The organism is Acinetobacter brisouioides (assembly GCF_004331075.1).
Lineage (GTDB): Bacteria > Pseudomonadota > Gammaproteobacteria > Pseudomonadales > Moraxellaceae > Acinetobacter.
Window position 1 is genome coordinate 17,735 of record NZ_SJNX01000008.1, and the last position, 22,501, is coordinate 40,235.

General features: G+C 40.6%; 22 protein-coding genes. 6 read left to right on the forward strand and 16 right to left on the reverse strand.

Translation table 11 applies throughout. The features are described from left to right. Positions 1 to 20: 20 nt before the first annotated feature. The 12 genes from lpxA to rimO all read right to left on the reverse strand — a co-directional run bounded on the left by lpxA (position 21) and on the right by rimO (position 12,307). A complete protein-coding gene (gene lpxA / locus E0H77_RS11230) occupies positions 21 to 809 on the reverse strand; it encodes an acyl-ACP--UDP-N-acetylglucosamine O-acyltransferase (protein WP_131378050.1) in 789 nt (262 codons plus the stop codon). Between the two features lie 7 nt (positions 810 to 816). Next, complete coding sequence (fabZ, locus tag E0H77_RS11235; protein ID WP_131378052.1) at positions 817 to 1,293, reverse strand: 3-hydroxyacyl-ACP dehydratase FabZ; 477 nt, start codon at positions 1,291 to 1,293, stop codon at positions 817 to 819. Between the two features lie 2 nt (positions 1,294 to 1,295). Beyond that, entirely contained in the window at positions 1,296 to 2,366 is a 1,071-nt protein-coding gene (gene lpxD, locus E0H77_RS11240; RefSeq protein ID WP_131378054.1) for a UDP-3-O-(3-hydroxymyristoyl)glucosamine N-acyltransferase, read from the reverse strand. Between the two features lie 3 nt (positions 2,367 to 2,369). Next, positions 2,370 to 2,855: an OmpH/Skp family outer membrane protein gene (locus E0H77_RS11245; RefSeq protein WP_131315022.1), complete on the reverse strand. Its 486-nt coding sequence runs from the start codon at positions 2,853 to 2,855 to the stop codon at positions 2,370 to 2,372. 50 nt (positions 2,856 to 2,905) lie between these two features. After that, complete coding sequence (bamA, locus tag E0H77_RS11250) at positions 2,906 to 5,371, reverse strand: outer membrane protein assembly factor BamA (RefSeq protein ID WP_131378056.1); 2,466 nt, start codon at positions 5,369 to 5,371, stop codon at positions 2,906 to 2,908. Between the two features lie 38 nt (positions 5,372 to 5,409). Further along, the gene (rseP, locus tag E0H77_RS11255; RefSeq protein ID WP_131378058.1) at positions 5,410 to 6,765 is read right to left on the reverse strand and encodes an RIP metalloprotease RseP; all 1,356 of its coding nucleotides are present in this window, start codon (positions 6,763 to 6,765) and stop codon (positions 5,410 to 5,412) included. Further along, complete coding sequence (ispC, locus tag E0H77_RS11260) at positions 6,765 to 7,964, reverse strand: 1-deoxy-D-xylulose-5-phosphate reductoisomerase (protein WP_131378060.1); 1,200 nt, start codon at positions 7,962 to 7,964, stop codon at positions 6,765 to 6,767. Before ispC ends, rseP begins: the two co-directional genes overlap by 1 nt. Then, positions 7,965 to 8,789, reverse strand: coding sequence for a phosphatidate cytidylyltransferase (locus E0H77_RS11265; protein WP_131378062.1), 825 nt, complete (start codon positions 8,787 to 8,789; stop codon positions 7,965 to 7,967). 3 nt (positions 8,790 to 8,792) lie between these two features. Continuing rightward, positions 8,793 to 9,545, reverse strand: a complete 753-nt coding sequence (uppS, locus tag E0H77_RS11270; protein WP_131378064.1) for a polyprenyl diphosphate synthase — start codon at positions 9,543 to 9,545, stop codon at positions 8,793 to 8,795. Between the two features lie 3 nt (positions 9,546 to 9,548). Next, the gene (gene frr / locus E0H77_RS11275; protein WP_004751915.1) at positions 9,549 to 10,103 is read right to left on the reverse strand and encodes a ribosome recycling factor; all 555 of its coding nucleotides are present in this window, start codon (positions 10,101 to 10,103) and stop codon (positions 9,549 to 9,551) included. Positions 10,104 to 10,176: 73 nt separating this feature from the next. Beyond that, a complete protein-coding gene (gene pyrH / locus E0H77_RS11280; protein WP_004751913.1) occupies positions 10,177 to 10,905 on the reverse strand; it encodes a UMP kinase in 729 nt (242 codons plus the stop codon). Between the two features lie 58 nt (positions 10,906 to 10,963). Further along, positions 10,964 to 12,307 carry a 30S ribosomal protein S12 methylthiotransferase RimO gene (gene rimO / locus E0H77_RS11285; protein ID WP_131378066.1) on the reverse strand — a complete coding sequence of 448 codons (1,344 nt, stop codon included), beginning with the start codon at positions 12,305 to 12,307 and terminating at the stop codon, positions 10,964 to 10,966. Positions 12,308 to 12,669: 362 nt separating this feature from the next. Between rimO and glnL the strand changes: the two genes are divergently transcribed. The 5 genes from glnL to E0H77_RS11310 all read left to right on the forward strand — a co-directional run bounded on the left by glnL (position 12,670) and on the right by E0H77_RS11310 (position 18,042). Next, positions 12,670 to 13,779 carry a nitrogen regulation protein NR(II) gene (glnL, locus tag E0H77_RS11290; protein ID WP_004751909.1) on the forward strand — a complete coding sequence of 370 codons (1,110 nt, stop codon included), beginning with the start codon at positions 12,670 to 12,672 and terminating at the stop codon, positions 13,777 to 13,779. Beyond that, complete coding sequence (gene glnG / locus E0H77_RS11295) at positions 13,766 to 15,259, forward strand: nitrogen regulation protein NR(I) (protein ID WP_131378068.1); 1,494 nt, start codon at positions 13,766 to 13,768, stop codon at positions 15,257 to 15,259. The genes glnL and glnG overlap by 14 nt, the downstream gene beginning before the upstream one ends. 387 nt (positions 15,260 to 15,646) lie before the next feature. Beyond that, entirely contained in the window at positions 15,647 to 16,291 is a 645-nt protein-coding gene (locus E0H77_RS11300) for a TetR/AcrR family transcriptional regulator (protein ID WP_131378070.1), read from the forward strand. A gap of 106 nt (positions 16,292 to 16,397) precedes the next feature. Beyond that, positions 16,398 to 17,318, forward strand: a complete 921-nt coding sequence (gene argF, locus E0H77_RS11305) for an ornithine carbamoyltransferase (RefSeq protein WP_131315031.1) — start codon at positions 16,398 to 16,400, stop codon at positions 17,316 to 17,318. A 499-nt stretch (positions 17,319 to 17,817) separates the two neighbouring features. After that, complete coding sequence (locus E0H77_RS11310; protein ID WP_131378072.1) at positions 17,818 to 18,042, forward strand: MerR family transcriptional regulator; 225 nt, start codon at positions 17,818 to 17,820, stop codon at positions 18,040 to 18,042. Between the two features lie 48 nt (positions 18,043 to 18,090). Here the strand turns inward: E0H77_RS11310 and E0H77_RS11315 are convergent, their stop codons facing one another. Together E0H77_RS11315 and E0H77_RS11320 are read right to left on the reverse strand one after the other, a co-directional pair. Continuing rightward, positions 18,091 to 18,783, reverse strand: coding sequence for an LrgB family protein (locus tag E0H77_RS11315; RefSeq protein WP_131378074.1), 693 nt, complete (start codon positions 18,781 to 18,783; stop codon positions 18,091 to 18,093). 14 nt (positions 18,784 to 18,797) lie between these two features. Then, complete coding sequence (locus E0H77_RS11320) at positions 18,798 to 19,217, reverse strand: CidA/LrgA family protein (RefSeq protein ID WP_213073565.1); 420 nt, start codon at positions 19,215 to 19,217, stop codon at positions 18,798 to 18,800. A 117-nt stretch (positions 19,218 to 19,334) separates the two neighbouring features. Between E0H77_RS11320 and E0H77_RS11325 the strand changes: the two genes are divergently transcribed. Then, on the forward strand, positions 19,335 to 20,243 hold the full coding sequence (locus E0H77_RS11325) for a LysR family transcriptional regulator (RefSeq protein WP_131378076.1): 909 nt from the start codon (positions 19,335 to 19,337) through the stop codon (positions 20,241 to 20,243). A gap of 119 nt (positions 20,244 to 20,362) precedes the next feature. On the opposite strand, the gene E0H77_RS11330 is transcribed toward E0H77_RS11325, so the two are convergent. Together E0H77_RS11330 and E0H77_RS11335 are read right to left on the reverse strand one after the other, a co-directional pair. After that, on the reverse strand, positions 20,363 to 21,877 hold the full coding sequence (locus E0H77_RS11330; protein ID WP_213073566.1) for an APC family permease: 1,515 nt from the start codon (positions 21,875 to 21,877) through the stop codon (positions 20,363 to 20,365). Between the two features lie 115 nt (positions 21,878 to 21,992). After that, positions 21,993 to 22,472, reverse strand: coding sequence for an ester cyclase (locus E0H77_RS11335; RefSeq protein WP_131378078.1), 480 nt, complete (start codon positions 22,470 to 22,472; stop codon positions 21,993 to 21,995). Positions 22,473 to 22,501: the final 29 nt, after the last annotated feature.

Below are 22,501 nucleotides of genomic sequence, written 5' to 3' on the forward strand. Positions count from 1 at the left end.
TTTTTAACATGGTATCCTGCTTAACGCAAAATACCACGCTGTGACTGTTCTAAAGAATCAATCAGCAACTGAACTTCAGCCACCTCTGGCAAGATTTCTGCACGAATACGCTCAAGCGCTTCTACGGTTGTCAGACTTTCTTTATAAATGAGCTTGAATGCTTCACGTAAGCCTTGAATCACTTGTTTTGACCAACCTTTACGGCGCATTCCTTCAATATTCAAACCAAAAGCATGAGCTGGATTTCCAGATGCCATCACATAAGCAGGCACATCTTTCACAATTAAAGATGCTGCCCCGATCATGCTGTAAGAATCAACCTTACAGAATTGATGAATTCCAGAGTTCCCACCAATAACAACATAACTTCCAACATGAACGTGACCTGCCACGCCCACATTATTGGCAAAAATATTATGATCGCCAATCTGACAATCGTGAGCAATATGCGTGTTCACCATGAGTAAGTTATAACTACCCACTTTGGTTAAACTATGATCTTGCACCGTACCACGGTGCAAGCTGCAATGCTCACGAATCACATTATGATCGCCAATTTCAAGCCATGTTTCTTCGCCTTTATATTTAAGGTCTTGACATACCTCGCCTACACTCGCGAACTGGAAAATCTCATTGTGTTCACCAATACGAGTATATCCGCCAATCACAACGTGAGAATGAAGTATGGTACCTTCACCAATAGTCACATGAGGACCAACTATACAGTACGGACCAACTTTTACATTGGGTGCAATAACTGCAGAAGAGTCAATAATAGCGGTTGGATGGATATATTCTTTATTGCTCATGCCTACTCTAGATTCTTTGATGAGAGATAATAATTTCAGCAGTTGTTGCCACAACACCATCAACGCTAGCAGTACAGTTATATTTGTAAATACCACGTTTTTGCATGACAAGCTCAGATTTCAGCACAAGCTGATCCCCTGCAACAACCTGCTTCTTAAAACGAATTTTCTCTGCACCTGCAAAAAGGAACAAAGAGCCTGGCTGAGGTTTTTCGTTATTTAACACAAAACCTAGTACACCAGAAATTTGCGCCAATGCCTCAACAATTAAGACACCTGGCATGATTGGATATTCAGGAAAATGTCCTTGAAGAAATTCTTCATTAATAGATACATTTTTATAACCAACGATACTGTTATCGGTAATTTCTGTCACTCGATCCACTAACAAGAATGGATAGCGATGTGGCAAATATTCACGAATTTGTTGAATATTCATTGGTAATGCTGGTTTATTTAAATCTTGATTTTGTGACTCTGTCATATTCATTTACGCATATTAAAAGTTGATTCAAGTGACTCAATACGAGCTTGTATATGATCAAGTTGTTTGACGATTTGGGTCAATGGCACATCTGCTAATTGTCTTAAGCGAACAACTGTGCGGCGCCAATGCTTAGTTTCAAATAAACCAATTCCTGAAGAATATGAGCCAGCCTCAAAAATACTTTTTGTGACCATTGACATTGCGGTCAATGTCACATTATCAGCAATTTTTAGGTGTCCAGCAACACCACAAGCGCCCGCAAGTATACAGTTTTTGCCAATCGTTACGCTACCTGCAATGGCTGTTTTTGCAGCAATCGCTGTGTTTTCACCAATATGTACGTTATGGGCGATTTGCACAAGATTATCTACAATGACCCCATCTTCCAAAATTGTGTCATCTAATGCACCACGGTCAACACTACAATTTGACCCAATGCGAACATTATTGCCTATTTTTACAGAACCCAACTGCGCGATACGATGCCATTTCCCTTGATAAGGAGCAAAACCAAAACCTTCACTTCCGATGACAGTATTGGCATGAATACGCACATTGTTACCAATCTTGCTAAATCCAGTAATCGTCACATGTGAGTCAATAAAACATTTATGCCCAATTTCCACACCATCATCAATCTTGACATGGGACTCAATAAACGTATGGTCTCCAACGACACAATTTTCACCGATGACCACATAGTGACCTACATAGGCAGTATCTGAAATCATCGCTGACGGATGAATTTGGGCTGTACTCTCAATTCCCACATCTGTTTTTTTAATTTCAAATACATGTGTAAGAATTGCAAAAGCAAGATAAGGATTATCAACAACAATAAAATTATGGTGTGTTGTCAATTTCAATTGCAAATCATGTGTGACGATTAATATACCAGCCTTAGATGCAAGTGCTTGCTCTAAGTATTTATCCCCATTCACAAAAGAAATCTGCTGTGATGTCGCTTGCTCTAAACTAGACAAACCTGAAACTTTCGTTTCAGGTTGCCCAATTAATTCACCATGTACTAAAGATGCTAATTCTTTAAGTGTATATGAACGCTGAATCATTGATTATTTCATCGCATTAACCTTTTGAATCATTTTATCAGTTAAGTCGTTCTTAGCGTCATAGGCAAGTGCTGAATTTTTATTCAAAACAAAATCTAAACCGTTTTCTTTACGCAATTGCTCTGCTGCTTGCTGCACACGTGTCGTAAAAGTTTGTCCTGTCGCCTGAGAGGTAGACTGTACGCGCTGCTGAATGTTTTGTTCCAATGAATTAATTTCTTTTACTTTCGCGTCATATTGCGTTTTAAGCTGCTGCACTTCTGCTGGTTTAGCTGTGGCTGCTTTATTTTGCAAATCTTGGATATCTTTATTTAACTGTTCAACACGTGTAGCAGAAGGTTTTACTGCTTGTTGTAAGCCATCATTTTGCTGTTTCAAATAAGTACTGCTTTCAACAACACGTTGCATGTCAATCACACCATAACCTGCGGCGTGTGCCATACCCATAAAACCTAAACCTGCTGCAAATGCTACTGCTAATTTTTTCATCAATATATCCTTAAATCATTACATCATTAACGGCTGACCGAAGGTCGAACTTAGAAAGTTCGACCAATCTGGAATTGTACTGCTTGCGTTTGATCCGTTGTTTTCTTATTCAGCGGGAAAGCATAACTAATTGAAAGAGGGCCAATCATGGTATTCCAAGTCAGGCCAAAACCAACGCTATAACGTAAGTTACTTACATCAAAACCGTAGTTATCTTTACAATATTGCTTTGCGCCAGCATTCGTAGAAGTGACTGGAGTAGCAGGATTGTTATAAGCAGTCACATTACATTCTGTATCAAAGACATTGCCACCTTCAGCAAACAGTACAGGACGAACATTACGTGCCCAGTCACCTTTCGATGGTACAGGTAAAATCAGTTCCGCACCAAATTGTACTAAGGCATTGGCACCTGTAGAGTCTCGACTACTACTTTGCGCTATGTTATTCGCACTATAGTACACCCCAGGATAAGCTGGCCCTAAAGTATTGTCTTGATAACCACGGACTGATCCCCAACCACCAGCATAGTAGTTTTTCCAGAAAGGCAGATCATGACCATAACCTAACTTACCATAACCATGAACTCCCCAACCTTTACCACCAATTGGGAAAAATACTTGGGTGCTATAAGTCAATTTCTGATAAGCAGCATCACTACCAGGTAAAGCAACTTCCAAGTTCACACTGTGCAACTGACCTGAAGTTGGTAACATTGGTCGGTTTAGAGTATTAAATGACCAACCCAAGTTTACAAGGTAATTGAGATAGGTCCCTTCAAACTCACTATCATAAGCCACACCACCAGAAGTCGTTGTTGCCGTTGCTTTTACCTTGCCGCCATGACTCAGTAAATAGTCTCTAAATGCAACTGAACCATATTGGTCGGTAGAAATATCTGTGCTTTCTAAACCCAATGAGCCACTAACACTCTGGTTCTCATCGATTGGATAAGACAAACTTGTATTGGCACCGAGTGTTTTAGAATAGTAATCACTAACGTGGTAGTCTTGGTATGGCTTAGTTTCTTTATAATAGACATTATAACCAGCACTTACACCATCAATCGTAAAGTATGGATCTGTGACTGCCAAACTATAAGATGTTGCATACTGTGATTTAGTAAAGTCAAAACCTACGCTTTTACCTGTACCCAGAAAGTTAGACTGGCTAATCCCGGCTTGATAAGTGATACCGCCACTTTGTGAGTAACCTAGTGCTAGAGTACTTGTTCCTGAATGTTGCTCTTCAACATTAACATCCAAATCAATTTGGTCTGGCACATTTGGAATACGTACAGGTTTAACATCAACAGTTTTAAAGTAACCAGTACGTTCTAAACGTACTTTAGACAAGTCGATTTTCTCGTTACTTGCCAAAGCACCTTCCATTTGACGCATTTCACGACGTAATACCTGATCTTCAGTTTTAGTATTACCTATGAAGTTAATACGACGAATCGTCACTTGCTGACCTGGATTAATGTAATAATTCAGATCAACGGTTTTCTTATCATTATCAATTTGTGGAACAACATTGACTTCTGCAAAGTAATAACCTGCATTACCATATTTATGCAATAACAGATTTTTGACAGCATCAATTTTTTCTTGAGAATAAGTATCGCCATCTTTATAAATTTGCAGCGTTTTTAACTCTTCAGGCTTAAATAAAGTATCACCTAAGAACTTAGTCTGACCAACCTTAAATTGCTGACCTTCAGTAATTGAAACTTCAACAAAAATATTTTTCTTATCATTACTGATATTTAAATTTGATGAATTCACAGCAAAATTAACATAACCCGCATTCAAATATAATGCGCGTAATGCTTCTAAGCTTGCTGCCATACGTTCTTTAGCATAACGGTCATTACGAGTAACGATAGATGACCAGCTACTTTCTTTAAGTGCGAATGCTCGTTTAATTTCATCATCGCTAAAAACTGTGTTACCAATCACACTGATATCGACAACTTTAGCAGCCTTACCTTCATTAAAGTTAATGGTTAAGTCAACACGGTTATTTGGGCGTGGCGTGGTTTCGACTTTAATGTCAGCATTATAACGACCTTGCTGGTTATATTGCTGCTCAAGCTCTGTTTCAAGATTTTGCAGAGTCGACTTTTTCAGCACTTCGCCTTCTGCGATTCCCATTTTTTTCAAGCCATCTTGCAAAGCTTCTTTAGGAATGAGTTTGTTGCCTTTAAATTCAACTTTAGAAATAATTGGGCGTTCAACAACATTAAAAACTAAAGTATTACCCTGTTGGTTTGCTTTAATGTCATCAAATAAACCTGAGTCATATAAAGTATGTATGGCATTATTGAGGGTCGCATCATTTACACGATCACCGCTTTTTATTGGCAACATACTATAAATATTGGCAGGAGTTAAGCGAACTAAGCCTTCGATTTTAACATCTTGGGCAATAAACTCATCCGCGGCATAAACCTGTTGTACAGCAGCCATTGCACTCACCAGTGCTAAAGGCATTAAAAAATGTGTGTGACGCATGCCTATTTTTCCACTAAGTTGGATATTCCGTAATTCTGTTATAAACGCATAAAATCATTAAATAAAGCAAGGACCATCATGCTACCCAGCAATACCATACCGATTTTAAAACCAATCATTTGTATTTGTTCAGAAACAGGTTTACCTCGAATTGCTTCTATAAAATAATAAACTAGATGTCCACCATCAAGCATTGGGATCGGTAATAAGTTCAAAATCCCCAAACTTACACTCATCAACGCCATAAATGAAATAAAAGTTTGCCAGCCCATTTCTGCACTTTGTCCAGCAACTTTAGCAATCGTGATCGGACCTGATAAATTTTCCAAACCAATTAAACCACGAACCATTTTGGTCATTGAATTTAAAATCATACTGGAAATTTCACCTGTCTTTTGTACCGCTTTTCCAAACGCTTGTACAGGTGTATATTGAATTGTTTGCTTATATTGGCTAGGAACATTAATGTGTGCCGACTTGGTTTGCACCCCTAACATGCCTGTCACATTTCCCATATTGTCACGCTTACCCTGAGGCATGACCTGCAACTGGAGAACCTTGCCTTGCCGCTCAACATCAATTTTAAGTAATTTTTCTGGCGACTTTTGTACAATATCAACCACATCAAACCAGTCAGGAGTTTTCACTCCATCAATTGCAATAATCTTGTCGCCTTTTTGCATACCTTGACGACTAGCAGCACCATCTGGCACAAGCTGATCAATGACAGGTTCAATTTTTGGACGATATGGCAAGAACCCCAAAGTATCTAAAGCAGACTGCGTTTGATCTTTTAAGAAATGCTGAATGGGTAGACTAAAATTTTTGAGTTGACCCTGATGTTCAGCCTGTACCTGAATTTGCCCTGTCTCTCCCGCACGATCAACCAGTGCAAAATTTAAGGCTTCCCAAGTCGAAGTCATTTTCCCATCAATTGCAACAACTTTATCGCCAATCTGCAAACCTGCAATCGCGGCAGGCGTTTCAGGTATCACTTTACCAACGCGGGTATTGAGCTGTTCCTGCTGGGGTAAAAACAGCACCCAAAACAGTAAAATCGCAAAGATCAAGTTAATCAGTGGTCCTGCTGCAACAATCGCAATGCGTTTCCAAGGGGACTGACGATTAAATGCAAACGGAAGGTCTTCAGCTTTAACATCACCTTCACGCTCATCTAGCATTTTGACATAACCACCTAAAGGCAATGCCGATAAACGATACTGAATACCTGACTTTTTAGATGTCCAATTGAGTACAGTTGGTCCAAAACCAATTGAGTAGACCAAAACCTTGACACCTAATTTGCGAGCGACCCAATAATGACCAAATTCATGAATGGCAATCAGTGGCCCAAGCAAAAAAATTGCCGCAAGCACAATAAATAAAATACTCATTATTTTAGCCTTAAAGCATCAACGCGCTGAACTGCTATATTACGAGCAAATTGATCTGCTTGCAAAATAGTCTCTAGCGAATTGGCCTGAGCATTTTCCATATCATTCAAGGTATGTTCTACAACTTCAGGAATTGCGGTAAATTTTATTTTTTGCTGTAAAAATGCAGCAACTGCAATTTCATTGGCAGCATTTAAAATCGCTGGTGCAACACCACCCGCTTGCATAGCATGACGAGCTAAACTCAAAGCAGGAAATTTAATGGTGTCGGGTTGTTGAAAATTAAGCTGTTGATGTACAAATAAATCCAGAGCATCTACAGGTGACGAGATGCGCTGTGGCCAAGCCAATGCATGTGCGATTGGCGTACACATATCAGGATTACCCATTTGAGCCAAAGTTGAACCATCCACATATTGAACCATAGAATGAATAATACTTTGTGGATGGATAACGACTGTAACAAAATGTTCTGAAATTGAAAACAAATGACATGCCTCAATCAATTCCAGACCTTTATTCATAAGAGTTGCAGAATCAACGGAAATTTTCTGTCCCATTGACCAATTTGGATGTTTACATGCCTGTGCGGGGGTCACATCATGCAAGTCATTCAATGATGTATTTAAAAATGGGCCACCTGATGCTGTCAGCAGAATTCGAGAGACACCCTGCTTGGGTTGGCCTGTACGCTCTGACTGACAATAATCATTTGGTAAACACTGAAAAATAGCATTGTGTTCAGAATCTACGGGTAGCAAAAGTGCTTGATGCTGCTCTGCTGCCTGCATCATGATTTCACCCGACATGACCAAAGCTTCTTTGTTCGCAAGCAATACACGCTTACTGGCTTTGACTGCGGCTAAAGTTGGCAACAGTCCTGCTGCGCCAACGATTGCTGCCATGACAATATCAACCTGTGGGTGCTCAGCAACAGTAACCAAACCAGCTTCATCAGTCAAAATTTCTGTATAGTCAATCTGATGCTGTTTAAATAACAGCGCCAGTCGATCTTGTTGCGTTGAGGGAACAACAGCAACTTGAGGATGGAACTGTTTGCATATTTCAACCAATTTTTCAAGTCGACTATACGCCGTAACTGCAAAAACCGAGTATTTATCTGGATGTTGCTGCAATACTTTTAATGTACTTTCACCAATTGAACCAGTTGCACCCAATATACAAACAGATTGAGACATTTAGAGATCTACACCGATAAGTTTTAGTAAATAAATTCCTGTTGCAAAAATCGGTGCTGCGGCAAGCAATGAATCAATACGATCCAAAACACCACCATGCCCAGGAAGAATTCGACCCGAATCTTTCACACCTGCTCGGCGCTTAATCATTGATTCAAACAAGTCACCTTGAACCGAACCAAGCACAGTGATAATCGAGAGGGTTAGAAATAGTACATGTTGTAGCAAAGTTAAATGTAGATAATGACTTTGGACAATAACAACAATAATACCTGAAGTGATTAAACCACCAAACAAACCTTCAACCGATTTATTCGGGCTAACATTTGGCGCCATTTTACGGTGACCCAACTTTCTCCCAACAAAATATGCACCACTATCTGCTCCCCAAACCAAGAGGAATAGATACATTAGCCACCACGGCGAATGTTCCCAGACAGAAAAAATTGCACTCACTGCTGCTGAAATCAGGATCAGGCCGACCAGATTCAGGCTTTTATTATACCAGCCATCATATTCTGGAAAGTTTTTCACCCAGTATACACTGGTGAGCCATACCAAAATGGAAGCTATCCAAAAAAGCAATGTAATATCATGAACATACAATGCAATCACAGATACAATCAAGGCAATACAAGCATATCCAAAAACAAAAAATGGTCGTATCGATGCATCCTGCTTTGGCATTAATTTATACCACTCATACCCTGCAATCGTTGCAGCAACGACCATCAATGCTTGCATAGGGTAATGCGAGGTTGTAGCAAACATACAACTTAAAACAATTGCTACCAATACCAACGCGGTTTTAATCCGCTCAAACATGTATTATTTCTCAGTTTTCTCTTGTTGGATTTGTTCAGAGGTTTTACCAAAACGGCGTTCACGCTGTGCAAATACCTTAAAGGCTTGATTGAGTTCTTCTACCGAAAACTCAGGCCATAATGTTTTAGTAAAATAAAGCTCTGCATATGCAGACTGCCACAGCAAGAAATTAGAAATTCGATAATCTCCACCTGTTCGAATGAGCAAGTCCACTGCAGGCAAATCTCCAAGGTGAATATATTGGCCAAACAGTGTGGGATTAATCTGATCAACTGTAATTTTATGGTCCAGTACATCTTGAGCAATACGCTTAGCTGAATCTGCAATATCCCACATACCACCATAACTAATCGCAATTGTCAGCGTCATTTGCTTAAAGTGGGCAGTTTGTTGCTCAGCAGTCTTGAGTAGCTCTTGTAAGTGGACTGGAAGCCGAGAACGCTCACCGATAAAACGTAGGGCGATCTCAAACTTAATCATACGTGGGATTTGCTCGTGAACGGTCTGCTCCAGCAAATGCATCAGCAAATCAACTTCAGGTTGAGGTCGATTCCAGTTTTCACTTGAAAAAGCAAAAACCGTCAACGCCTGAACCCCAAGCTCACGGCAGCGCTCTACGATAGGATCTAGCGTATTTTTACCTTCTTTATGCCCAGCACCTTGTGCAAGGTGCATTTTTTTGGCAAAACGATTGTTGCCATCCATAATGATGGCAACATGTTGAGGAAGGTGATGAATGCCGTCTAAACTCGTCATCCATTAAACCTTCATTAACTCTTCTTCTTTTGCAGCTAGACGCTTATCGACTTCAGCTACATATTTGTCAGTGATTTTTTGAATATCATCACTTGCACGGCGTTCATCATCTTCAGAAATTTCTTTTTCTTTCAATAATGTTTTTAAGTCGCCCAAAACATCACGGCGGATGTTACGAATTGCAACTTTGGCATTTTCAGCTTCAGTACGTGCAACCTTTTGCATATCACGGCGAGTTTCTTCAGTGAGTGCTGGTAATGGCACACGAATTGCGTCAGCAGTAATTGGATTTAAACCCAAATCACTTTCACGAATAGCTTTATCAATTGCTGAAACCATTGTGCGTTCAAATGGCTGAACGATCAACATACGTGAATCTTCAACACCCACGTTTGCCACTTGGTTTAATGGCACATCCGAACCGTAGTAAGGAACCATGACGCCATTTAAAATAGATGGATGCGCACGGCCAGTACGAACTTTTGCAAATCCTTGCTCCAAGGATTCGAGTGACTTTTGCATTCGCTGTTCGCTGTCTTTTTTAAGATCGTTAATCATATGATCTTCCTTACTTTCTCAAAATGTAAAATAAAATTAGCGCTAGTATAAAGAGCTTTCTCAGTTACGTATATTACTTCGTAACGTGAGTCCCTTCTTTTTCACCCATCACGATTGAAAGCAATGCGCCAGATTTGTTCATATCAAATACTTGTAAAGGCACATTATGATCACGGCATAAGCAAATCGCAGTAAGATCCATTACACCTAACTTCTCATCCAACACTTGATCAAAAGTCAAACGATCATACTTTACTGCATCGTCATATTTACTTGGATCTTTATTATAAACGCCATCAACTTTAGTGGCTTTTAGGATGAGGTTTGCTTCAATTTCGATACCACGCAAACATGCGGCTGTATCTGTTGTAAAGAATGGATTGCCCGTACCAGCAACAAATACGCAGACTTCACCTTGACTCAAGTGACGAATCGCATCACGGCTTGAATATGGCTCAACTACAGTACCAATCGACAATGCAGACATCAGGCGAGTTTTGATATTACGACGCACCAACGCATCACGCATGGCCAAACCATTCATAACGGTTGCAAGCATGCCCATTTGGTCGCCTGTAACACGCCCAACCAAACCATCTTTTTGTAGTTGGCTACCGCGATATAAGTTACCACCACCTACTACGATGCCCACTTGTACACCCAAACCAACCAAATGTGCAATAGAAAGTGACATTTGATCAAGAACTTGGGCATCAATCCCCATCTCACGGTTGCCTGATAATGCTTCACCAGACAACTTTAGTAAAATACGTGAGTAACGAGGACTATTTGTTTCTGCCATGACGGTGCTCCGAAAAAGTTTTCATTCGAATAAAGTTAAATTTGTAAATGTGAGCCGATTAATTTGCTTTAATTTTAATCAATTTAGCAAACAGATCATATTCATCTGCATCGGTAATTTCGACTTCTAGCAAATCACCCTCTTTAATTTGTGATTTATCAATGTCTTCAACAAAAACATTGCCATCAATTTCTGGGGCATCTGCATAAGAACGCGCAACCGCAACTGGATATTCATCCTCCAGACCATCAACCAATACCGTCATAGTTTGACCAATGCGTTGTTGCAATTTTGCTACTGAAATCTCTTGCTGTACCTGCATAAAGCGTTCATAACGCTCTTGTTTAATCTCTTCAGGTACATGATCTGGTAAGTCGTTAGCTGTTGCGCCTTCTACTGGTGAATAAGTGAAGCATCCAACACGGTCAAGCTGTGCTTCTTTGAGCCAGTCAAGCAGTATTTGGAAATCTTCTTCAGTTTCACCAGGGAAACCAACCACAAACGTCGAACGAATAACTAATTCAGGGCATTTTTCACGCCAAACTTGTAAACGCTCTAGCGTGTTTTCGCTATGTGCAGGGCGTTTCATGAGTTTTAAAATGCGTGGACTAGCATGTTGGAATGGAATATCCAGATAAGGTAAAATTTTACCTTGTGCCATCAGGTCAATGACTGCATCAACATGTGGATATGGGTAAACATAGTGTAAACGTACCCAGATACCTAACTGACCAAGTGCTTCACACATGTCATAAAATTTGGTTTTGACTGGCTGTCCATTCCAGAAGTCCAGCTTGTATTTGGTGTCGACACCATAGGCTGACGTATCTTGAGAAATCACCAAGACTTCTTTTACACCTGCACGTTTTAGTGCCGCAGCTTCTTCAAGAACTGAACCTACAGGACGTGAAACCAAGTCGCCACGCATACTTGGAATAATACAGAAGGTACAACGATGGTTACAGCCTTCCGATATTTTTAAATAAGCATAGTGTTTTGGCGTAAGACGCACACCTTGCTCAGGAACTAAATCAATAAATGGGTTATGTTTTGGTGGAGCAGGTACATACTCATGTACAGCTTCCATCACATCTTGATATGCTGCTGCGCCCGTCACTTTCAATACATTTGGATGCATTTGACGAATTTTATCTTCATCTTTCCCCAAGCAGCCTGTCACAATTACACGACCATTTTCATTCATGGCTTCGCCAATTGCATCTAACGACTCTTGTACCGCAGACTCGATAAAACCGCAGGTATTTACCACAACTAGGTCAGCACCATCATAATCTGATGCAACCTGATAACCTTCAGTACGCAACTGGGTTAATATACGCTCAGAATCGACCAATGCCTTAGGACAACCTAAAGAAACAAAACCGACTTTGGGGGATTTCATGCAAACAACACTCCACTAGAATGCGCGTATTGTATGACTTTTCCCTGCGTAAGCATAGGCATAAACGGTAATGTTTCAACCATGCACCAAAATATTGCTCATGTTTTAACAAAACAAATAAGCAGCACCAAGATAGTGCTAAAAACTCCTCATTTTGATACTGTTTTAGAGATGAATGCCCAAAAGCCACTTTAAAAGCATGTCAAAGGCTCATTTTTGCCTAAAAACAAGTCATTTTATAAAGTTGGCTTACATTTTGCTTTAATTGGGCTAGTTTTAATTTTAGAAAATGTTCCATAACAGGGAGCAAATACAATGACAACGATGCCATTGCGCTATTTTACTTCAGGAAGATTACGCTAATGGACCCTACTCCAACGATTGATTATCGTCTGCTCGTCGACAATTTGACCACAGCCATCTTACTGGTCGATAAAAATTTAAATATTTTTTACCTTAACTCGTCTTGTGAAGCACTTTTTGACATGAGTTTGTTACGTGCTTCAGGTATACCTGTAGTTCAGCTTCTACAAGCACCAAATGATACTTTTGATACACGTGAAGCATTATTCAACACATTAAATACTGGACAGGCTTATACACGTCGCGAAGCCATTATTAATGTGAATTTTAAAGACATTCATGTGGATTATTCAGTTTCACAGCTCAATGCTGGACGTCCCTATCACCCTCTGTTACTGATTGAACTCAACCCAATTGACCGGATGCTGAAAATTTCCAAGGAAGAAAACCTGATTCAGCAACACCAAGTCACACGACAACTGATTCGTGGCGTCGCACATGAAATCAAGAATCCATTAGGCGGTATTCGGGGAGCAACACAGCTTTTGGCACGTAGCCTAAACGATCCAAAATACAATGAGTTCACCGACATTATTATCAGTGAGGTGGATCGCTTACGTACACTGGCAGACACCATGCTCGGTTCACGTCAACTGCCTAGCTATGTTGATGTTAATGTGCATGAGCCTTTAGAACGTGTCCGATCTCTGATTACCAATCAGACCAAAAAGAAAATTAAAATCACACGTGATTATGATTTATCCCTCCCTGATGTCAAAGCTGATCGTGACCAGCTGATTCAGGTCATGCTCAATATTAGTGTCAATGCGGTGCAGGCTATGCTAGAGCACAAGGATTTTTTCCAAGAGCATAAGCCTGAGCTGATCTTACGCACCCGTATTCAGCGTCTTGTCACCATTAATGGTGTTTTACATCGCTCTGCGGTACGCGTTGATATTGAAGACAATGGACCAGGTATTCCTGAAGAAATTTTAGAATCTGTCTTTTATCCACTGGTCACAGGTCGTGCCAATGGCACAGGGCTTGGACTCAGTATTGCACAAAATATTATGCACCAGCACAACGGCATGATTGTTTGCCACTCTGTGCCGAGTAAAACCATTTTTAGCTTATATTTACCTTGGGAGTCGCACCATGTCGCGAAATAAAATTTGGGTCATTGATGATGATCGCGCCATGCGCTGGGTGTTGGAAAAAACCTTCAAAGAAGAAGGCTTTGATGTCACCAGTTTTGAGGAAGCTCAAAGCGCATTAGACCAGCTACCACATGAAGCGCCCGATGTCATTTTAACTGATATCCGTATGCCAGGAATCGATGGTTTAACCTTTTTAGGTAAGGTAAAAAGCAGCCACCCTGAACTCCCTGTCATTATTATGACGGCACATTCAGATTTGGAATCTGCAGTTTCAAGTTATCAAACTGGTGCATTTGAGTACCTACCCAAACCGTTCGATATCGATGAAGCATTGGCGTTGGTAAATCGCGCGATTTTGCACATTACGAAGCTACAACAACAAGAATCAGCCAATAAAACCAGCTCGCCAATTCATTCGACTGAAATCATTGGTGAATCGCCTGCCATGCAGGAAGTCTTCCGCGCAATTGGTCGCCTATCTCAATCGCATATTACGGTTCTCATTAATGGTGAATCGGGTACAGGTAAAGAACTGGTTGCACACGCCCTGCATCGCCATTCGCCACGTAAGAGCAAACCTTTTATTGCCTTAAACATGGCCGCGATTCCCAAAGATTTGATTGAAACCGAATTGTTTGGACATGAAAAAGGTGCGTTCACAGGTGCGAATACACAACGTCAAGGTCGTTTTGAACAAGCCAATGGCGGTACATTGTTCCTTGATGAAATTGGCGATATGCCGTTTGAAACCCAAACCCGTTTATTACGCGTACTGGCAGATGGCGAGTTTTATCGGGTTGGTGGTCATATTCCAGTGAAAGTCGATGTGCGTATTGTTGCCGCAACACATCAGGACTTGGAAAAACTGGTCAATGAGGGACGTTTCCGTGAAGACTTGTATCATCGTCTGAACGTGATTCGTATTCATATTCCAAAACTGGCACATCGTAGCGAAGACATTCCGATGCTGGCGCAGCATTTCTTGGCTCAGGCAGGCAAAGAGCTTGGCGTTAGCCCAAAAATCTTACGCCCAGAAACCATAAGTTATATGCAGCAACTGCCTTGGCCTGGTAATGTGCGTCAACTGGAAAATACCTGCCGCTGGCTCACTGTTATGATTACAGGTCGAGAAGTTTATCCAGAAGACCTGCCAAATGAGCTAAAACAAATTCCAATTCAAAAATCTGGCGATCCTGTTAATACCAACACCAGCAATGAACGCATAAGCGTACAACACTGGGATGAATTGCTTGCTCAATGGGCAATACAAAAATTGCGTAATGGCGAGATGAAAATTTTGGATATTGCCACCCCAATGTTTGAACGCACTTTAATCAATGCAGCGTTACAGCAGACTCGTGGACGTAAACGCCATGCTGCCGAATTGCTAGGTTGGGGACGCAATACACTGACACGTAAGCTCAAAGAGTTGGGGCTAGATTCTGTCGATGACGATGAAGAAGAAGATCAAAAGCTCTCAACTTTAGAATAACGCATTAAGTTGAAATCACAAGGTCATGCTCAGCATGGCCTTTTGATATTTTATATGCAAACTGAAGGCTTCCATCTCAAAAATAAAACATCATCAAGTAACGGAATCAACCATTGCGTATTCATCTGTATAGAAGCATTTTCTTCAAAGCTCCATTGATACAAGGACTGACTTCCTTCGCGAAAAACCAAATCGTTTAGAGCAAAATATTCATTTATCTTGACAATCAATTGCAAACTACATAAAGAACAAGCATTCCGAGAGTATCCGCAAATTGTATATGAGCAAATAATCGTAAAGTGAACAATACACCCACAGGCTATTGCGCCATTTTAGTCCAGATTTGCTATACTCAACGATTAACCGTGATATCTTGATTTATTTCCTATGTCAGATCAACTTTACTGCTATTGCAACGTGCCACCCCAAACCAAACGTGGGTTTGAGCGACATCTTGCCTTTGTAATATCTGCTACGGAACTTTTTTTAGAAAAAGGATATGACGCTGTTTCCCTTGATGACATTGTGAATCATGCAGGGGGATCAAAAGCCTCCTTATATAAATATTTTGGTAATAAAGATGGCTTATTTAAAGCGATCTGTGAACATCGCCGTGATATTTTCTTCAAAGAACTATTCTTAAAAATCGCCCCACAAACTAGCAATTTAAAGAGCTTATTGGTCAGTATTTTAAATAATTTTTATCAACACATTTTAAAACCAGAAAATCGTAAATTTGTTCGATTACTATTTGAACAAACCAAGCAAAACCCCGAGCTTGCAATCTATTTATATGAAGAATGTCCTGGGAAAATTCTACACAATGTCAGTCAACGACTCAGCCAGGCACATGAACAGGGTCAAATCGTCTGTGCTAACCCTTTGCACTCCGCCAAAATGTATTTAGGAATTTTATGGCATTTTGAATGGCAGGTCTTAATGGGTGTTGAACCTAACGAAAGCCTTGAAGAAATCAATCATTATATTGAATATAGTGTCGAACACTTTTTAAAAGCTCTGCAATATAGATAAGTCTTTGGAAAAATAGACAGCTTATAGTATAGTAATCGATTACTTTTTCTTTAACGAACAACTAATTGTTGATGCCATCGCGATTCAACAATTATGTGGAGTAACCATGGCTCTACGGCATTTCCTCACTTTACGTGATCTTTCGACGGCAGAACTTAACCGCATTATTGCACGCGCACAAGAGCTTAAGTGTCTACAACACGAAAACACGGTTTACCAACCTTTTGTTGGTAAAGTCCTCGGCATGATCTTTGAAAAATCAAGCACACGTACCCGCGTTTCTTTTGAAGCAGGTATGAGCCAATTTGGTGGTAGTGCCATCTTTTTATCATCACGTGACACTCAATTGGGTCGTGGTGAACCGATAGAAGATTCAGCACGTGTCATTTCAAGCATGCTTGATATTGTGATGATTCGTACTTTTGGACATGACATCGTAGAACGTTTTGCTTCTTACTCAAAAGTCCCTGTGATTAACGCATTGACCGATGACCACCACCCTTGCCAATTACTCGCAGACGTTCAAACTTATGTTGAACATCGCGGTAGCATTGAAGGTAAAACTGTGGCATGGATTGGCGATGGTAACAATATGTGTAATTCATATATTGAAGCTGCGCACATGTGGGGCTTTAAGCTCAAAATTGCGGCACCAAAAGGCTACGAGCCAAAACCTGAGTTCTTGTCTGAGTTTGCCCACTGCGCTGAATTGGTTGGCTCAGCAGAAGATGCTGCCGTAAATGCCGACCTCATCGTCACTGACGTTTGGGCATCTATGGGTCAGGAAGAAGAACAGAAAATTCGTGAAAAAGCGTTTGCAGATTATCAAGTCAATGAACACTTGATGAGTCTTGCCCACCCTGATTGCTTGTTTATGCATTGCTTACCTGCTCACCGTGGTGAAGAAATTTCTGAAAACATGCTTGACCACAAAAATGCTGTGGTTTGGGATGAAGCAGAAAACCGCTTGCATGCACAAAAAGCACTCATGGAATTTTTATTGCTAGAAAATTTGAAAAAAGACTGATAAAAAAGCCTTTCTTCAAGTTACAGTAATCAGTTAAGGAGATTATCAACGATCTCCTTAATTTTTTGGATAAACTTAACTCAAAATTATAAATATCAACATATTCTTGTGATCAAATTGTTTTACCTCATGAGAAGCGAAGCTCCGCAAAGAAAATATCTAGTTAATATTCCTCATCGCAAAATTCGGCAAATTTCTTCATTTACATCATGAGTTACAAAAACAGTTTTTTAGAAAGCCTTTTGCCTCGAACAGTTGCGGATAGAATTTCTACGCAACCAGATAAGCTCATCAATTTATTCAGTGTTCGGCATTATTAATCGCTTCAAGGCTTATTTATATGTTTGTGTAAATAAAATAAATAATTTAAACAAGCATCATAATATTGCCATGAAATCGTATAGAAACTTTGAGCTTTTGTTGTGTTTTGCTAAAAATCCTTGTTTAGCACTTTCAAGCCGATATCCTATGCGAGTCTTTTGTGAAATGAATAGACGGTATGAAAACAGAAAATTTTGTTCTTATTGGACAAGCTTTATTTGGAGAATCTTGGCAAAGTCAGGTTGCCGACTTTTTAAATATTGATACACAAGAGATTCAAGACTGGATTCGCTCTGGTCATATCCCCCATTGGGTCAATGAAGATTTAATCAAACTGACAGATATGCGACTTGAACAAATACAACATGTTGCTCATTTATTAAATCATAAATCCATTGCTTAATTGATAAAAAAGAGGCTGTTGTACAAGCCTCTTTTTTATCAAAAAAATTTAAAGAAACTTAAACCATAAATGTATAGCGACTGGCCCAACTAAAACCATTAAAATTCCCGCAATCACCATCGTTAGGCTAGCAATTACACCTTCTTCACTATCACGTTGCTGGGCGCGCACTGTACCAAAACCGTGTGCCGCATTACCAAAGGCAGCACCATTGGCAATATTGGAACGCACTTTGGTCATTGCCAAAATAAAGTCACCACACACCATGCCAAACAGCCCCGTAATCAGGGTAAATAAAGAAGCCAATGCCGCTGACCCATGAATATTTTCTGCAAATATCATTGCAAATGGCGTTGAAATCGAACGTGCCATTAAGCTATTGGTCACTTCAGGGCTAAATTTAAAAATCTGTGCCAACTGATAAGCGCTTACAATACCAACACCCATCCCGACCACAATAGCCAGTGACAAGACACCCAAATGTTGACGAATCATGTGCCGATAATGATAAATAGGCACAGCAAAGACCACTGTTACAGGCCCTAACAAGTTGACAATCCACTGAGTATTCTGCCGATAGGTCTGATATGAAATGCCAAAAATCATCATGAGGATAATCGTCAACACAGGCACCAAAATTGCAGGTGAAAACCAGAGTTTCGGATATCGCTGATAAACTCGTTTTGTGACCACATATGCTACTAGTGTCCAGATTAAGCATAAACCTGCCCAAAGATTCATTATGATGACTCCAGTTAATGCATGCGATGTTGTAAACGCTTACGGACGTGCCAGTATTTTTTCAGGCGATAGGTATAGTGAATCGTTAAACTGGTGCTCAGCATCACCAGCATCGTTCCGATTCCGATACTCACCACAATTTGCCAGCCCTTGGTCAGAAATAACTGCTTGTATTGCACTACAGCAACCACAATGGGTACAAAAAACAAAACTAACTCAGCCAGTACTGCATTTGCTCCAAGTGCCACCTGCTCCAGCTTAACCCAACCTGCAAACAGGCAGATGAGCAATAAAAACATACCCAAAATACCAGAAGAAATCGGCAAGCTAAATTTTTGGTGGATCAGGTTTCCACACCACCAGAAAATGGCCAACAAACCAAACTGTGGCAGCAATTTCAACAGTTGAAAACCCATATTCGGCTTTGTGTTCATAGCAAATTTCAAACAACACGTTTAATTCAATACAATGATGTTAAGCAAAAATTGATATACCAAATATGAATTATTTAATTTAAAATTATTCTATTTTGGAATAATAAAAACTCAATTATGCTGTCATTTAAACTTTTGCGCTGTTTTGTGACTTTGGTGAAAACCAAGAGCTTCACACATACTGCCGATGAACTGCATCTCACCCAGCCAACCATCAGTAAAATGCTGCAGCAACTTGAGGAGCAACTCGGCGTACAGCTCTTAGTGAAAGCAGAATCTGGGCGAAAACGACAAATTGAACTGACTGAAATTGGCGAGCGGATTTACCAGCACGCTTTAGATCTATTACAAACTCAACAAAACATCTTTCAAGAAATTGAAAACTATCAATCCTTAAAAACGGGAACGCTAAGGCTTGGGGTTCCACCACTCGGCGCGCAATTGCTCACACCTGCTCTGTTTGACTACCACCAACAATGGTCAAAGATTGAATTGTCTTTTTTAGAAGTAGGCTCGCGTGGCATTGAGCAAGCTTTGTTAAACAATGAACTGGATGTCGGGGTATTATTACAGCCTTTCGATACCAATATTTTTAATGCCATCGAATTGTGCGATTACCCTTTAATGGTGTTATTGCGCCGTGACTCATTATGGGCAACCCGCACATCCATTCGCCTAGAAGAATTGCAACAGCAGTCATTTTTGATGTTTCCTGAGAACTTCTCGCTCAACAGTATCATTATGAATGCCTGTCAACACTATGGTTTTGAACCTAACATTGTCTGCAAAACCAGCCAGTGGAATTTGTTGGCTGACATGGTTTTGCAGCGCATGGGAATTGCACTGCTGCCACAGTATTATACCAATATGCTTGATCCACACTTGTTTGCAGCAGTTCCATTACAGCAGCCTTATATTCGTTGGCACTTGTTTATGGCATGGAGAAAAAATTATGCCATTTCACCTGCGGTTCAGGCATGGATTAAAATCGTGCAACAACACTTTCCACATAAAAGACCTGATTAAGCAAAGTGTGCTGTACGGTTAGTTGTGCAATTGCTGCAATAACAGTCGCAGCTTTATTTGAGTTAAACATTTCAAAGATAAAGCATGAAGATTGCAGGCATGTCACCTGCAACCGTTTTTTATGAGTTAGATTTGGCTCGAAGCTGAGCAGCGTATGCCACTGCATCATCTTCTGGTGCTTGCGATTTGTTATATGGTTTTGCTACAAACATGTAGATTAGACCACTACCGATCACAAAACCAAGACCGATCAACACAATCCAGCGATCGACAAACGAGTTCCCTGTTGCAGGTTGTGCCAACAAGTAAATCGCGAAGATGCCATATGCCAGTGCCAAAATGTTGATAATCATCCCCCAGCCACCAACGGTCCATTCGCCCGCAGGTTTCCAGCCTTTAAAACGCTGACGCAATGCTGCTAGTACCACCATCTGGAATGCACAATAAATCCCGATCACGGCAAATGCAGTAATACGTGCCAAGCTATCTGGCTGGAAGTAGACTAAGAAACACAACAAAATAGGTAAGATACAGCTCACAATCATGGCATGGTCAGGTACACCTTGTTTTGACAATTTTGCCATCCAGTGGCTATTTGGCAACATTTCATCGCGCGCAAATGAAAACACCAAACGGCTTAAAGCAGCTTGTAATGACAAAATACATGACAGCATCGCCACAATCGCAATCACAATAAAAATGTTCGCGCCCGTTGTTCCCAATGCTTCATTTAAAATTGCAGGAATTGGGTCAGTCACTTTACCCGATACGATTTGCAGCAAGTTTGGTGATGCCATCAAATAACCAAGGACTGATAAAATTGCAGACACTGCACCAAAAACAATACTTAAAATCATGGCAACAGGAATTTGACGGCTTGGGTTTTGTACTTCTTCTGCCACGTTTCCACAGGCTTCAAAACCGAAGAACATAAACAAACCCAACAAAGATGCTGACATGAAGGCGCTAAAGTAAGAACCATTACTCGCTAAAACACCCATTGAGTCAAACACCACTGAAAATGGCTGCGCACGGTGGAAAATCAACAGGTATAAACCCAAACCAATCACGCTCAGGATTTCACACCAAAATCCAATACGGGCAACACGTGCCAAGTTCTTCGTACCTGACATGTTAACCATCATAATCGTCAACAGCAAAATGACGGAAGTAATAAGATTATTCATAGCAGTCGATGGTAAATGCAGTAATGTCAACACAAAACCACTACTGTATTCCACAATCGAGGTTACGGTGACAACCAATGCCCACAGATAAATCCATGCGGCCATCCATGCATATTTACGCCCCCACAAACGGCGTGCCCAAGGATACAACCCACCTGTAATTGGGTACTGTGATGCGGTTTCCCCAAACACCATCGCCACCAATAACTGCCCAATTGCAACAATTAAAATCCACCAAATCGAGGGCGGCCCCGCCAAGGTAATCGCCAGTGCAAACAGTGAATACACAGCAGTCAATGGTGATAAATAAGTAAACCCCAACGAGAAATTTGAAATCAGACCAATCGAGCGTTCAAATTGGGTAGCTTCTTGATCTACTGCATGTGCGATGTGTTTGACTTCATCGACCACCAGCCCCACATCTTCTTTAATCGAATGTTTTGTCATGTTATTTCCTGAAATTGCCCTTGTTCTTCCCCACAAATGAGTCATGAACAAGTGTGCTCGGAATTGCCAAGATGGATATTGGGTATATCCCCAACCCAACACCCATCTGATCACCTTACCAACCCAATTGTTTGTTAAAACCTAAAGCATCGTAGTAGTCGCCCTGATAGGTAATTTTGCCGTTGTGAATACGCACAAAACTCACACCTTCAAAAGACAATGGTTTCCCCGTTGCAGGCGTTTCTGCACTCCATGCCCCTGTATTCGTTCCAGTAAAACGCCATTGGAAGGCAATGCCATCTTTACTGACCAGTGGCTTACTAATCATTTCCCATTTCAGGTTCGGTACAGCCCCAACAAAAACTTTAATCACATGATCACGTGCAGCAACACGTCCTTTTTGTGGTGTGCCCACTGTAACATCGTAGTACACGGCATCTTGTGCCAAATATTTCGATGCTTTTTCTGCATCATGCGCATTCCATGCTGCCATATAAGCCGCAATGACTTTTTGTGGGTCTTCCTGTGCAGCATGTGCTGCACCAACCAAGGCCATTAAGGTGATAAAACTAAAAGCACGTACTGTCTGTTGCATGTTGTTCTCCCTGATCGGAATTTTTTTTG